Annotated in this window: 13 protein-coding genes and 1 pseudogene; 5 read left to right on the forward strand and 9 right to left on the reverse strand. The window is 39.7% G+C overall.

Features of this window, described 5'->3' with window-relative positions; genetic code table 11:
• The first annotated feature begins 9 nt into the window (after nt 1-9).
• From C427_RS03995 to C427_RS04015, 5 genes are all read left to right on the forward strand, one after another.
• Nucleotides 10-501 carry an RNA polymerase sigma factor gene (locus tag C427_RS03995; RefSeq protein ID WP_007640202.1) on the forward strand — a complete coding sequence of 164 codons (492 nt, stop codon included), beginning with the start codon at nt 10-12 and terminating at the stop codon, nt 499-501.
• Complete coding sequence (locus C427_RS04000) at nt 498-1,259, forward strand: hypothetical protein (RefSeq protein WP_007640204.1); 762 nt, start codon at nt 498-500, stop codon at nt 1,257-1,259. Before C427_RS03995 ends, C427_RS04000 begins: the two co-directional genes overlap by 4 nt.
• A complete protein-coding gene (locus C427_RS04005; RefSeq protein WP_007640207.1) occupies nt 1,256-1,786 on the forward strand; it encodes a CC0125/CC1285 family lipoprotein in 531 nt (176 codons plus the stop codon). Before C427_RS04000 ends, C427_RS04005 begins: the two co-directional genes overlap by 4 nt.
• Nucleotides 1,787-2,250: 464 nt before the next feature.
• A complete protein-coding gene (locus C427_RS04010; protein ID WP_007640209.1) occupies nt 2,251-2,736 on the forward strand; it encodes a DUF6491 family protein in 486 nt (161 codons plus the stop codon).
• A gap of 55 nt (nt 2,737-2,791) precedes the next feature.
• Nucleotides 2,792-3,145: a DUF6491 family protein gene (locus tag C427_RS04015; RefSeq protein ID WP_007640210.1), complete on the forward strand. Its 354-nt coding sequence runs from the start codon at nt 2,792-2,794 to the stop codon at nt 3,143-3,145.
• A gap of 421 nt (nt 3,146-3,566) precedes the next feature.
• Here C427_RS04015 and C427_RS04020 read toward each other — a convergent pair whose 3' ends face one another.
• The 9 genes and pseudogenes from C427_RS04020 to C427_RS27025 all read right to left on the reverse strand — a co-directional run bounded on the left by C427_RS04020 (nt 3,567) and on the right by C427_RS27025 (nt 13,677).
• On the reverse strand, nt 3,567-4,376 hold the full coding sequence (locus C427_RS04020; protein WP_007640212.1) for a hypothetical protein: 810 nt from the start codon (nt 4,374-4,376) through the stop codon (nt 3,567-3,569).
• Between the two features lie 376 nt (nt 4,377-4,752).
• Complete coding sequence (locus C427_RS04025) at nt 4,753-6,777, reverse strand: methyl-accepting chemotaxis protein (RefSeq protein ID WP_007640214.1); 2,025 nt, start codon at nt 6,775-6,777, stop codon at nt 4,753-4,755.
• A gap of 189 nt (nt 6,778-6,966) precedes the next feature.
• Nucleotides 6,967-7,779 carry a symmetrical bis(5'-nucleosyl)-tetraphosphatase gene (locus C427_RS04030; RefSeq protein WP_007640216.1) on the reverse strand — a complete coding sequence of 271 codons (813 nt, stop codon included), beginning with the start codon at nt 7,777-7,779 and terminating at the stop codon, nt 6,967-6,969.
• 5 nt (nt 7,780-7,784) lie between these two features.
• Nucleotides 7,785-8,159, reverse strand: a complete 375-nt coding sequence (apaG, locus tag C427_RS04035; protein WP_007640218.1) for a Co2+/Mg2+ efflux protein ApaG — start codon at nt 8,157-8,159, stop codon at nt 7,785-7,787.
• 31 nt (nt 8,160-8,190) lie between these two features.
• Nucleotides 8,191-8,991 carry a 16S rRNA (adenine(1518)-N(6)/adenine(1519)-N(6))-dimethyltransferase RsmA gene (gene rsmA / locus C427_RS04040; protein WP_007640220.1) on the reverse strand — a complete coding sequence of 267 codons (801 nt, stop codon included), beginning with the start codon at nt 8,989-8,991 and terminating at the stop codon, nt 8,191-8,193.
• Nucleotides 8,988-9,971, reverse strand: a complete 984-nt coding sequence (gene pdxA / locus C427_RS04045) for a 4-hydroxythreonine-4-phosphate dehydrogenase PdxA (protein WP_007640222.1) — start codon at nt 9,969-9,971, stop codon at nt 8,988-8,990. Before pdxA ends, rsmA begins: the two co-directional genes overlap by 4 nt.
• Nucleotides 9,972-11,263, reverse strand: a pseudogene (gene surA, locus C427_RS04050) (peptidylprolyl isomerase SurA).
• Nucleotides 11,264-11,488: 225 nt separating this feature from the next.
• Nucleotides 11,489-12,934 (reverse strand): LPS assembly protein LptD, encoded by a 1,446-nt coding sequence (lptD, locus tag C427_RS04055; RefSeq protein WP_015430441.1) that lies wholly within the window; start codon nt 12,932-12,934, stop codon nt 11,489-11,491.
• 17 nt (nt 12,935-12,951) lie between these two features.
• Nucleotides 12,952-13,677 carry an LptA/OstA family protein gene (locus tag C427_RS27025; RefSeq protein ID WP_015430442.1) on the reverse strand — a complete coding sequence of 242 codons (726 nt, stop codon included), beginning with the start codon at nt 13,675-13,677 and terminating at the stop codon, nt 12,952-12,954.
• Nucleotides 13,678-13,695 lie beyond the last annotated feature (18 nt).

Raw genomic sequence — 13,695 nt, forward strand, 5'->3', positions numbered from 1 at the left:
GTAACAGCAATGAATGAATCGTTTGAAAATATCATACCCATGTTGCGACGCTTTGCCTATTCGCTAACCGGTAGCAGTGCGGATGCGGATGATTTAGTGCAAGCCACATTTGAAAAAATACTAACCAAAGGATTGCCTGATGACGTCGAGATCCTTAAATGGGCGTTCAAAGTGTGTCGTAACGTATGGATAGATGAATATCGTTCTCGCAAAGTCAGACAGAATGCAACTCAAGCTCCAGAGTTGCAAGAGCAGGCTGCAGTAGAGCAGCAAACACAACATGAGTCACAAGCATTGTTGACTCAGGTCAATTCTGCAATGCACACCTTGCCCAACGACCAACGTTCGATTTTGTCTCTGGTTGCCTTACAAGGTATGGCATACAAAGATGTGGCTGCAATATTGGAAATTCCAATTGGCACCGTAATGAGTCGCCTATCACGAGCTAGAAATTCATTGTTGAATTTGGTCAGGCCAACTGAGTTAGAGGAAAACGCATGAACATTAGCGATGATATGTTAAGTGGCTTTTTAGATGCTGAATTAGCGCCACAAGATATGGAACTGGTTAGAGTAGCCCTTGAAACAGATGATGACCTAGTGATGCGTATGGCTGAATTATCTCAGGTTGATCAGTGGGTGTTAGAGCACGCTCAGCAAATTGATCACACCGAGGTGCCTAAAAAATTAGTGGTATTAGCACAACAACTTGATGTTAAGCGAAACAGCCATAAGACTGCTGCTGTGAATAATGTGGTTCAAATATCGGCTTGGGAAAAATGGACTGCTGATATAAAAACACCCTATGCCATGGCAGCTGGTGTTGCACTGGTAGCAAGTGTCGCTATGTTGAATTTGTCTCAGCAAACGACTGACCTTGGCTTTTCCACTGATATTGCCGCAGTGTTAGATACTGAGTTCAGTGGTGAGACCGCCTACCTCGAAGACGGAAGTACGGTAAAAGCGCAGCTGAGTTTTGAAAATCAACAGGGGCAACTGTGTCGCCAGTATCAAGTGGCCAGCAGTGACAACCGATCTACTAACATTGCCTGTAAACAAATCAGCGGCTGGAAACTTCAAGCTCAACATACCGAGCAAAGTGTCGCCGTCACAGGTGATTATCAAACAGCTTCAAGTAGTCAACAGTTGGAAGCAGTGATCGATGCAATGATCAGCGGTTCTGCACTGGATAGAAACGAAGAACAACAAGCAATCAATAATCAATGGCAATTTGAAAATCAAAAAAGAGGTGATTTATGAAATATTTTATGGCGTTGTTAACACTTACATTATTAGTTTTAGTCTCAGGCTGTACTTCAAAGCCTGACTACCGTTCTGCAAAAAATGGCTCAGTAGGCTACAGTGAGCAAAAAATTACTGACGACCGTTACCGAGTGCAGTTTAAAAGTCATTCGAAAACCGTAGCCGATGCATCAGATTATGCACTGTTACGCGCTGCTGAGTTAACTCAGCAGCAGGGTTACGATTGGTTTGTGGTGACCAGCAAAGAAACCTTTGTGGAATCAGAAAAACAGCAACCTAGTTCGTCCATTGGTTTTACTCAAACACGTCAAATAGAAAGAAACTGTGGATTGTTGACCTGTGAAACCCGTACTCGTCCATCCACAGAAGTGGGGGTAAATATCAATAATGGCATCAATAATAATCGTAAAGAAGTGCATAGCATATTGGAAATACGCATGGGTAAGGGCGTAAAACCTAATGAAGACAGCTATGGTGCTCAAGATGTGGTCGATAATCTTAGTCAGAAAATAGACCTCGATTGATTACTCTCTTCATAAGTTGGTTTATGCAAATACATGATTAAAAATTTATGATGGTCTTAAATCAACATCAGTAGATAGGTACAGTTAGACACTAAAAATAACGCCACTGAACGTAAAGTTCAGTGGCGTTTTTACATTATTTATAAGGCAACAGCCTAAAGACTCATTATCGACAGGATTTGAAGCAATATTTTAGACATTAAACGAAGGGTTAAGAAAATCGTTAAAATATGAAGTACAAGCAGGGCTACTAAATTACTGCGCAGAAATGACTTGGCCGTCCATTTGTATTCCAGTAATTGGTCACTAGAGACAAATTAATATTATAGCCATCACTGCGAAATGTGAGATAACAAAGTTAATATTGGCATCGATGTTGAGTATAAAATTGCTCATATCCGACAAGTTCTCTATAGTCGTGTTATGGTTATTTATTATACATTTACAAACGTTAAGGTAAGCAAATGAATAAATATATAAACACCCTATCCGTTGTTGCTACGATATTTTTATTTGGTTGTAGCAACAGGATTAATTACGAAAAAAATATAAATAGTTTTATAGCTGATCAAAAACTAGCGCCTATGGAAAGTATTGATACAGGTGGCGCGATTAAGTATCGTGCTTTGAATGACAAGCACATTGCGCTAACTATACAAAACAGTGGATCCTATTTACTGACCGTGCGTGCTAATTGTCAGGATATAATGAATGCTACAAAGATCGTGCTAGCAACAGCAGCTGAAGGTGTTGTTCAAGTCAATAGTCGAGATAAAATTGTCCGAATTGGTGATAAATATTCTGAATGCCTAGTATCTGGTTTATACAAGTTGCACTCAGGACAATTGGAGCAACTTGTTAGCTGGTCTTATAGAAGGGATCCGAGTTGGAGTAATAATTTAATTTACCCATTATTTTATGATGTTAAAAGTAGAGGTTTAGAAAACTAACACCAATTTCTGATTTGTAGCGACTCATCAAATATATTCATGTTAAGAAAAATAAATGAAAAAACATGTGAAAACTATATTAGCTCTTGTTACTACCAGCACATTTTTGGTTGGTTGCAGTAATATAAATAATTATGAACACGACATTAATAATTTCATTGCAGATCAAAATTTATCCGCCATAGAAAGGATTGATTCAGTACTCGATTATGATTTTATTGTATTTAACGACCAACATATTGCGCTTATCAAACAAAACAATAAGTCCTATTTGTTGACCACCCCAGATAATTGTCAGAACATGAACTTTGCCAATAAGGTCATTCTTTTATCTGCAGATAAAGGTGTTGTTCATGTTAATAGCGATAAATTGCCCGAGTTGGAGACAAGTATACAGAGTGCACAATAACCGGGATATATAAGTTGTACTCCGTTCAATTACAGGAATTAGTTCATATGTATCGACATCAAAAACCGTTGCAGTCAATTAGATCCAACGCCGCCTTAAGTAATTTAAAATATTGAGCTGTTGAGACAATCGAGCAGAGTTAATTAAACTTACAACGTATTGATTCTCATTGTCGGTAAAGCGGATGTTTTTAGTTTTCCCTTGTCCTCTCTGGAACCGGTTATTTATCATAAAAGTATGCGACATAAGAGATAACTGAAAGATGAGCATTGCCCAGAAACGTATTTTTCTGGCGTCTCTTTTTTAGTGACAAAGCAAAACATTAATGAATAAACTTTGAACGTATTATAATGCTGGCTTAGGTTGAATAATACGGATGTCATTCATAAATAAGAGTACCTGGTTAAAAATGGGGGAGTTACTAATAAGCTTGCACCCCAAACTTCAACAATAACCGTGGTAATATATCATCCAAATTTTGCACATCAGTATCGTCCAGTTCAATAAGCTTCAAACCGTACTTTTCATAAATAGCTGATTTCTTTTCTTTACGAGCTAGAGACTTAGGATCATTATCGTATCCCCAATACTCGATATAGACTTTTCCCGTTGGGATATAGAAGTCACAATATACATTTTCTTCAATGGGTAACTTGCGTTCGTAGGCATGGACTATTTCAGCTATATACAGCCAATTATCAATCATCATCTCAGCTTTAGAGCGAACATAGTGACCGTCTGTCGCCCTATGTTTGGCTTCAAACTTCTCTTTAAATTCCATTGCGTTTGATACGTTATTGGTATCGTTCGATGAAATAAGTAAGGGTGCATTAGACCCCGTAATATCGTTTATAGAATTCAGCAGTAAACTAGACTGAGTGATTGTCTCTGGCCACCTAACATAAGGCACGCCTGAACGAGAATCTTCACTTTGAAGTGCCCCTTTTTTGAGGCCTTGCTCTGTGACAACCCAGCCCTTTAAGCTTTTATTAATCCATCCAAGCTCTGAAAAAAGATAATTCAATTTGTTTGCCGAGATACCAAATTCTTTGCTAATTTTAGTTGAGCTAACCAATTCAACAGCGATGTCAGGGCTTTGATGTGCAGGTAATTGTGTCAAATCAAAATCTTCAGGCCATTCAATGTAATCCCCAAGTTTTACCGACGTTTTAATTCTTCCCCCGGCCAGTTTACCCTTTGCAGTTAAGGCCCATTTCTCAAGCCCACGCACAATGTAGTTAACTTCTTGAAGCTTAGCGAAAACAGCCTTCGGCTCAAGAGCAAGACGTTTAGCAGTGGCAGTGGTAGAAAAATATTTGATGGTTCATTTCCTAAACTAGTGAGAAGGAATAAGTTTATATGAATAGAATAGCTGACGGCAATAGATCTATCTTTTGAATGTAGATCCCTTACGCCAATTTTTTAGTCAGCAAATTTGATGTTTTTGACCTATCTTCGCCTTAAGTCGAGCATTGCCTTCAAGCTGATGTCAGTAAACGCATGCCTTGATTTTAATTATTAATTCAGTGTAGCCAATAAAAAACCGGCTCTCGCCGGTTCTTCAAATATTTTCTAAAAGCTCGTAGCTCGTAGCTCGAAGGCTAAACTTAAACCCTAAACTGCTGCACCGAGCTTTGTAATTCTTCAGCAAGCTTAGCCACTTCATGACTAGACTCAGATGTCTGATTCGCTCCGATTGTAGTTTCTTCAGCAATATTCACTATATTTTCAAGTTTTTCACTGATTTCTAGTGAGACTATGTTTTGTTCACGAGCCGATTGTTCAATCTGACTACTGACGTCATACGCTTTGTGAACTGCATCGGTAATTGATTCCAGTGCGACTGTCGCATTCTCAGTTTGTTCAACACAAAGTGTGGTTTGTTCTTTGCTCTGATTCATTACAGATACGGCTTTTTCAGCGCCGGCTTGCAATACTTCAATCATGGAGTTAATTTCTTGAGTTGATTGTTGAGTTCGACTGGCTAAAGTTCTCACTTCGTCTGCTACTACAGCAAACCCACGACCCTGTTCACCAGCTCTTGCGGCTTCAATAGCTGCGTTCAAAGCAAGTAGGTTAGTTTGATCAGCAACGCCCCTGATAACATCTAAAATACCGCCTATGCTAGCACTGTCTTGATGCAGTTTATTTATTACTGCCGCAGCTTCCTCTACGTCTTTAGCTAGGACTAGAATAGTTCTTTTGTTTTCTTCTGAAATTACTTTGACTTTTTCTGCTTCAGAGTCAGCATGTTTAATTTGGTTTAAGGTGTCTTCGGCACTCTTAGTGACTAGTTGCGACGTGCTGTGCATTTCGGTGGTGGCAGCGGCAACTTGTGCGACTTGTGATTTTTGTTCTTGGATTGAGCGCGTAGTTTGCGCCGTTACCGTAGATGTTTGTTCAGCTGCAGCTGCCAACTGAGCGGCCCGTGAACTGATACCTGTTATTAGGGTTTTTAAGCTATCGATTAAGTTATTACAGTTTTTGGCTAAGTCACCGAATTCATCTTGCGCAGAATCGTCTAGTCTTTGAGTTAAGTCACCTGTAGAAACGAAATTAAGCATTTCGTTTACTTTGTGTAGTGGTTTTATAATCGCTTGTACGGTCCAGTAAGCGATGGTTGCAGCAATAAGAACAGAGATTAAACCTATTATAATGGTAATCGTTTTTCCCGTGGTAACAGAGTCTGCAACGTCTTCTTTGGCATATTTTGCTTTGGCGTCCGCAAGCTTTAATAAATCATTCAGTTTTTGAAGCGCATCTTCGATGTTTGCCTCTGAGGATGTGTATGCAGAACCGGCTTGCAAGCGACTGTTTAAACGTTTGATTTGTGACTGAATTAGGCCATTGGGTGAGGATATCGAATCGGTAACATCAGCAATTAAGTCATATAGCTCACTCAATGTACCACTGTCATCTCTATCTCCTGCAGTGGATTGAACTTCAGTTGTTTTGTCTTTGATTTGATCAACAACTAATTTTACTTCATTGCCTATGGTATCTGCTCTTACTAGTGTTTGTGTCTTAACGTATTCTGCACCTACCGTCAGTAATGAGGTAAGACTTGATTCAAGCCCATTAGCTATTTCCGCTGCTTTAGACAACTGACTATTGCTTTGCACCTTTTCTAAATCCGCAAAATCAACAATTAAAGTTGAACCATCGTCGGCGTTATCTTCAATATTTCTGAGTACATCTAATACTTTGTTGCCAAACTCTAAGTCGGCTTTCTTGTTATCAAATATTGCGTTTACATTCTCAATGTACTGACGATATATCTCTTCGGTTTCAATCAAAGATTCCCTTAAATCTGGCTCTTTACTGACCACACTGGTGAGGATGCGCAATTCATTATCAAAATTGGTCTGACTGTCTTCGAAAGCGGTTTTCTTGTTTCTCAAACCATCTAGGGTTGTCTCATAATAAGACTCAGTGGTGAGACGGCCCATATTTAAGAAAGACACTTTTAGTTGACTACTACCGCTCACTGTAGGGAGGGCTAATGTATTAACCTCTTCAGTGGCAGTATCTATACTAGATAAACTTGATACCGCTACTACTCCTAATACAACTAATAGAAGTGTGATGATCCCAAATCCACCGACGACACGGGTAGCTACTGTAATTTTCATTGAATGGCCCTATATCAAGTTGGCAGTATCCATACTGGCTTTATATGTTTTCATTTGACTGCTAAATGCAACCTATTCTTATTCGCATAGGACTATACCCGACTGAGTAATAATTTGTAATCTTAGAATTTTTTCTCTTAGACTATAGTCTTATTGGATAACACAATACTAAGTATCGACTGACTACAATTAATCTTGAAAGTTTACCGAACAAATTTCACTAGAGGATAAATTTAATAGTGTCATGTTTTGCTCCCAAACATAACCCGTGCCCAAACCAATGAACTGGCTATTATACGTATCGCCATTTAGCGAAGCCCAATGACCAAACACTACTCTTTGGTTCGACTTGAATTTTTTATTTATCACTTTAAACCAAGGCGTTAGTTCCTGAGGCGCCAGTTCTGGTGGAGTTTTGCAGCTAAAATCTAGTTCGTTTTGGTTTACTATAAAACGCATCCGTGTCATCGCATTGACGATAAAGCGAAATCTTTGGGACCCTTGTAGAGACTTTTGCCAAATTGAAGGCTGGTTGCCGTACATATAGGCTAATGATTCTTTCCAATCTTCAGCTTGTAACTGCTCACTGACTTCAAGGCTAAATTTGAGCGCTTTTTTGACTGACCACTGAGGATATAAACCAGCATGAGTTACTAAGGTATCTTGGTCGGCCAACAAAGCCAGTGGTTTTAGCCTTAACCAATTGATATAGGTATTAAGTTTAGGGCTAGCAAGTAATGTGTCTAAGTTATCATTGGGTTTGGCTTTGCGAATACCTGCAAAAATAGCTAATAAATTTAAGTCGTGATTGCCTAAAACGGTATCAAAACTGTTTTCTAATGAATACAAGTAGTCCAGTGTTTCAAGTGGTTGGGTGCCGCGCCCTATCAAATCTCCAACTGCAATTAAGCGATCGTTAATCGGAGAGAAATGGACTTTGTTTAAAAGCTTTTGCAACCCCAAAAAGCACCCTTGAATGTCACCAACAATATAAGTGGCCATAAGAGTTAGTTGACTACGTTAGGAACTGCTAGGCTAAAAACGTTGATAACAGCTTCAAACCGTCCGCCATCTTCTTGTTGCATTTCGTAATAGCCTTGCATTGTTCCCACGGGGGTATCTAACACAGCTCCACTGGTGTATTGAAAAAAATCACCAGGCAGGATGTGCGGTTGTAAGCCTATGACTCCAGGGCCTTCTACTTCTGTTTTTTTGCCATTGCCATCGGTTATTAACCAGTATCGATTGATAAGCTGAACCGAATGCTGGCCATTATTGTGAACCGAAATCTTATATGCAAAAACATATTTATCTTTATCAGGTATCTGGTTTTTTAGATACTGAGTTTCTACTGTAATCTTAACTTTATTCAATTGCTTCATCTATTACTCGACGCTGCCAAACTCTTTATTTCTATGCCAAAGAGTCTACCGCATTAGCAATTTTTGCATACTGCTGTAACGATAAATTTTCAGCACGTAACTCGGGATTAATGTCTATATCGATGAGTTGTTGTTCGCTTAGGCTTTCTTTTAAGCTATTGCGGATCGTTTTACGCCTTTGGTTAAACGCTTGGGCACAGACTTTATGTAAGGTGTCTTCATTTGTTAAAGTTACGGGTTTTTGCTGATGGGGTACAAGCCTAACCACTGCCGAATCAACTTTAGGTGGTGGATTAAATGCGCCTGGCGGCACTTGTAATACCGGTATTATTTGGCAATGGTACTGAGCCATAACAGATAAACGACCATAACTTTTATTGCCTGGAGAGGCCGCTAAGCGATTTACGACTTCTTTTTGTAGCATAAAGTGCATGTCTTGTACTTTATTGGCAAAAGAAAATAAGTGAAACATCAATGGCGTAGAAATATTGTAGGGTAGGTTACCGAAAATGCGTAAAGGTTTATCATCTGATAATAACTGCGAAAAGTCGTATTTAAGAGCATCGGCTTCAATAATGGTCAGCTTACTAGCAATAAAAGGATGCGTTCTTAACCTTTCAGCCAAATCTCTATCAAGTTCAATTACAGTGAGGGAATCAATTAATTCACAAACTGGTTCAGTTAACGCGCCCAGTCCAGGGCCAATTTCAACCATGTGTTGGTCTTTTTGTGGCCCTATGACGGTGACTATTTGATCGATAATATAGTTATCATGTAAAAAATTTTGTCCAAAACGTTTTCTTGCTGTATGCCCTAAATGTTGTTTAGTCATTCTTTTTGCGCTGCTATTGAGATGGCTTTTTCGATGGCAAGGTTGAAACTGCCTGCGTCTGCATGACCTGTACCCGCTAAATCTAATGCTGTACCGTGATCGACAGATGTACGGATAAACGGTAACCCTAAAGTGATATTAACTGAGGCTCCAAAACCTTTGTATTTCAAGACAGGTAATCCTTGATCATGATACATGGCTAACACAACGTCAGCTTGTTCTAAATATTTTGGATTAAAGATTGTATCTGCGGGCAAAGGCCCAGTGATGTTCAAGCCTTCTGCTCGCAAAGCATCAAGAGCAGGTATGATAACCAAAATTTCTTCTTTGCCGATATGCCCATTTTCACCGGCATGGGGATTTAAACCACACACAAAAATATGTGGTTTTTTAATGCCAAATTTCAGCATTAAGTCGGTATTAACTATGTGTATTACCTTGTGTAAACGCTCAAAAGTAATCGCCTTAGCAACATATGCCAAAGGAATATGGGTGGTGGCAAGTACAACTCTTAGTCCCTCTGTAGCTAACATCATGACTACGTCATTGGTATTAGATTCGTGAGCAAAAAACTCTGTATGACCACTAAAAGAAATGCCACCTTCATTAATGATGCCTTTGTGAACAGGGCCTGTCACCACAGCATCAAATTCACCATCTAGATTTTTTTTACACGCTTGGCGCAGAGTTTCTACAACATAGTGGCCATTTTCGCTATCTAGTTTACCGCTTATAACCGGAACTTTAGTTTTTATATCGACCAAAAATAATTGCCCAGCAGGCAAAGTGTGCTCATTATCTTGATCATATGGGACCAAGGTAATAGCTAAGTTTAGTTCTTTAGCACGTTGCCTGAGCATGTCTCCATCAGCAAAAGCCACCAATTGCACTGGCCATTCTTGTTGTGCAATGCCTATAAGTAAATCTGGACCAATACCAGCAGGCTCACCCGGGGTAATGGCTAACTTTAACGGTTTCAATTATTCGCCTTGCTGCGGTAATACTTCAATGTATGCACTTGCACGTATTTCTCTCAACCACACATCTGACTCTTCGGAAAATTTACGTTGAAATAGTAATTGATAGGCTTTTTCTTCTTTGCGTTGCTCAGTTATATCACCCACACGCTTTTCAAGTAATTGCATTAGATGCCAGCCATATTGAGTTTTAACGGGTTGGCTGATCTCATCAATCTCTAAATTCGCTAACGCATCGCGAAAATCAGCTACATATTTGCTCGGTTCGGACCAGCCTAATTCCCCGCCCTTTAACGCAGAACCCGGATCGGCAGAATGTTCTTTTGCAAGTTCAGCAAAGTCAGCTTCGCCCGCTAGCAATTTCTCGCGAAAGCCTTTAAGCATTGTTTTGGCTTTTTCGTCACTCAATATAATAGAAGGAGCAATTAATATATGACGAGCATTTATTTCTTCGACTTCGACTGTCTCGATACCTCGAAGATCCTTTACCTTCAAAATATGAAAGCCAGCGCCACTTCTAATTGGTCCTATTAAGTCGTCTTTAGATTTTTTTGTACTGCTTCGGCAAACAGGGTGGGCATAGAGTTAATGTTCATCCAACCCAGATCTCCACCTTCTAACGCACGGGAGCCACCTGAGGAAGCCGTAGCGATTTTGGCAAAGTCTGAACCTTTGTTAAGCAGTTCAATTACTTTACCTGCTCGGGTTTTAGCTTGCTGTATATCTTCATCGGTTGGTTCAGGTGGAAATTCAATTAAGATATGTCCCAAGTTGTATTCCGCTTGTTCATCGCCTTGTTCGTCAATCAGGGTAACCAAGTTTTTAATTTCTTGCTCGGTGATGTATACACGTCGGCGGACATTGGCACGGCGCACCTCGCCAAGTATAAGTTCTTTGCGAATTTCTTCGCGGTAGGTGTCGTAGGTGACTCCTTCCTGGGATACTTTTTCACGAAACTGGGCAATATTCATATTCTCGCCCTTAGCGATATTAGCGATAGTCTGCTCTAACTGCGGATCACTAACTTGGATGCCCATACGATCGGCCATCTGCGTTTGCAGATTATCTAATATCAGCTTTTCAATAGCTTGGGTGCGCAACACCCTGTCAGAAGGCAGGTTTTGGTTGTTAAGCACTGCATTACGTTTTACGACGGTAATTAATTCACTTATTTGACTCTCTAACACCACTCCTTGATCAACGATCACAGATACGCTGTCTAATAGTTCAGGTGCTGCCTCTGTCTTAAGTGATAAGAAAGAGCTAATTAAAAAGGCTACTACTATTACTTTCATGATTATCTTTACTTTTTTAGTTAAAGGCGTTGTTTGATTACGCGCGTTGGGTATGTCAAAAGGTTACCAACAATTAGTTAGTTCAAACCCCAATTAGTTCAATAGATAAGAGTGCTTGTGTGCAAACTGCCCTTCTATTAGTTCAGTATGTAAGAGCGTCAGTAAACAAACCAGCCCTTTATTAGTTCAATAGATAAGAGTGCTTATGTGCAAACTACCCTGCTATTAGTTCAATAGATAAGGACGTCTATATCCAAACAACCCATCTCTTAATAAATTTCGAGTGGTGAAGTATACATTAAAGCCTGACTCAAATTCATTGGTACTTTGTGCTCCATTTTCATCAAACCGGTTACTTAAGTTACGCTGGGCAACAAAACTAACACTCCAGCAACATGATTCATATTGCACACCAGTATAACTCTCCACTGTTCTGTGACGTTCTAAGTCATGATACCAACGGCCAACCCATTGCCAATTTTTAGTGATGGGCCAGCTTGCGGTGACACCCACTTGATTGATTTTTTCAGAGGATAAATCCCTTACGTATCGGTGATTTATCTGAATGATCTTGTTTTCGGCAAGTTGATATTCTAAGGACAAACTACTGCGTTCGACTTTGTCGGTAATAGTTGAAACCTGAGCCTGAGTGTGAGCATACCATTTACTGCCTATTTTCCAATCTAGCTCTGCTGCTAGGGCCGAACGGTCATCATCTTTAGTTGCATCTACTACTTGGGTGTCTTTTAAATAAAATATTTGTCCAAGGCTGAGTTTAAAACGCTCTTGGTTATTCTTATCAATAAAGCTAGATGTCATGCCCACCGTAATTTGATTATTGTCGCTGATACGATCTAAGCCTGTAAATTCCTGCCCTCTGAATAAACCTGCAAAGTCATTGAATAGCCGAGTCGTGTCATATCTGCCAATGTTACTTTGGTCTTCGAAGCTGGTATATAAGTACTGGACTTTAGGTTCAAAAGTTTGGGTTACTGGCGCACCAAACCAACTGGCTGGTCTCTCAAATGCCAAAGAACCGTGAACCTTAACTTGACCTAATGTACGGGAGATATTTTTATCAAGTGCCAAATTTTGAATGTTTTTCTGAATGTATCGAGTATGTAAAATAGTCGCTTCTGCGAGAAATACGCTCCATTGATTTTGAAATGGATATCGCACTGTAGGAGCAATATGAAGACGCGTCGCCGTAGGATTATCTGACTCACTGCTTTCAAAGTAAGCTAATTCTGAATTCACCTGAAATTCTGCGCCTAACCCCATAGGTGTTAAATAATTGAGTCTAATTTCGGGCAATGCACGGTAGCTATCGGGGTGGTCGCCCAATACCTCAAAATCTCTAAATTGCGCTGAAATATCTAGATTTTTTGAAAAATAACTCAATCCCAGTGTTTTATACAAATGGGTATCTGCTCGATTGTAATAATCAGAACCTAAGTCAACAATATAGTTGTCGTCGCTTAATCCGTTAATATCAGCGTTTACTCGCCAATTTTCGCCAATTTGACCACTGTGGATTAATCGATAAAAATATCGCTCGGTGTCATCGTTTAAATCTTGGTCGTCAGGGAGATACTCAATATTTACCTGACCTGCATGTGCCTCGGTTAAATATCTGAATTCAGTTTTAAGCTGCAATCCCCGCTCAGACATAAATCTTGGACTAAATGTTAAATCATAGTTGGGCGCAATGTTCCAGTAAACCGGCTGCTCAAGGCTGACACCCGTAGAGCTATTACTCGATATACGCGGATAAAGGATACCAGATTGTCTTTGGTCGTTAATTGGGAAGGAAAATAGGGTAAGTACAGCACTGGTAAGTTTTTAATATAAAATCGTGCGTGTTTAACCACTCCTCTGGATTGGTCTGGGGTGATTTCTATATTACTGGCTTGAATGCGCCATACTTCGTTGTCTACTGGGCAAGAGGTAAAACTAGACTCTATAAGATTTATACCGGTTTTTTCGCCAAGACCAATTTTTTGGGCTTTGCCATGACCCTGCACATTATTTAATTGGTAAAAAGATTCTTCAATGAGTAATTCATTTGAAATTCTATTCAGCTGCATACTTTGACTCGATACAGTGATGTTACTGTCTTTAAAACTGACATTTCCTGTTGCATTCAAGGTCTGGGTTTGACGATTGAGTACCGCTTCATCAGCTTTAATCTTGGCTTTGAAACTATCGATTTCTACTTTGCCTTTGAATCGCGCAAAAGTATCTTGATTGATTTCACTATCCTCAGACTTGACCTGGATTTGCCCTTCAAGTAATGAATTATCAAGATTAGGCCCAGCCAAAGGAACAAAACAGACTTCTTGGGCATCGGCTAGCCCAATCGACATCGACAGAAGGCTAATAAATAAGAATTGTTTGTTTTGTATACGGGGCAAGTACAAAGTGACCTAAAG

The organism is Paraglaciecola psychrophila 170 (assembly GCF_000347635.1).
GTDB classification, from domain to species: Bacteria; Pseudomonadota; Gammaproteobacteria; order Enterobacterales; family Alteromonadaceae; genus Paraglaciecola; species Paraglaciecola psychrophila.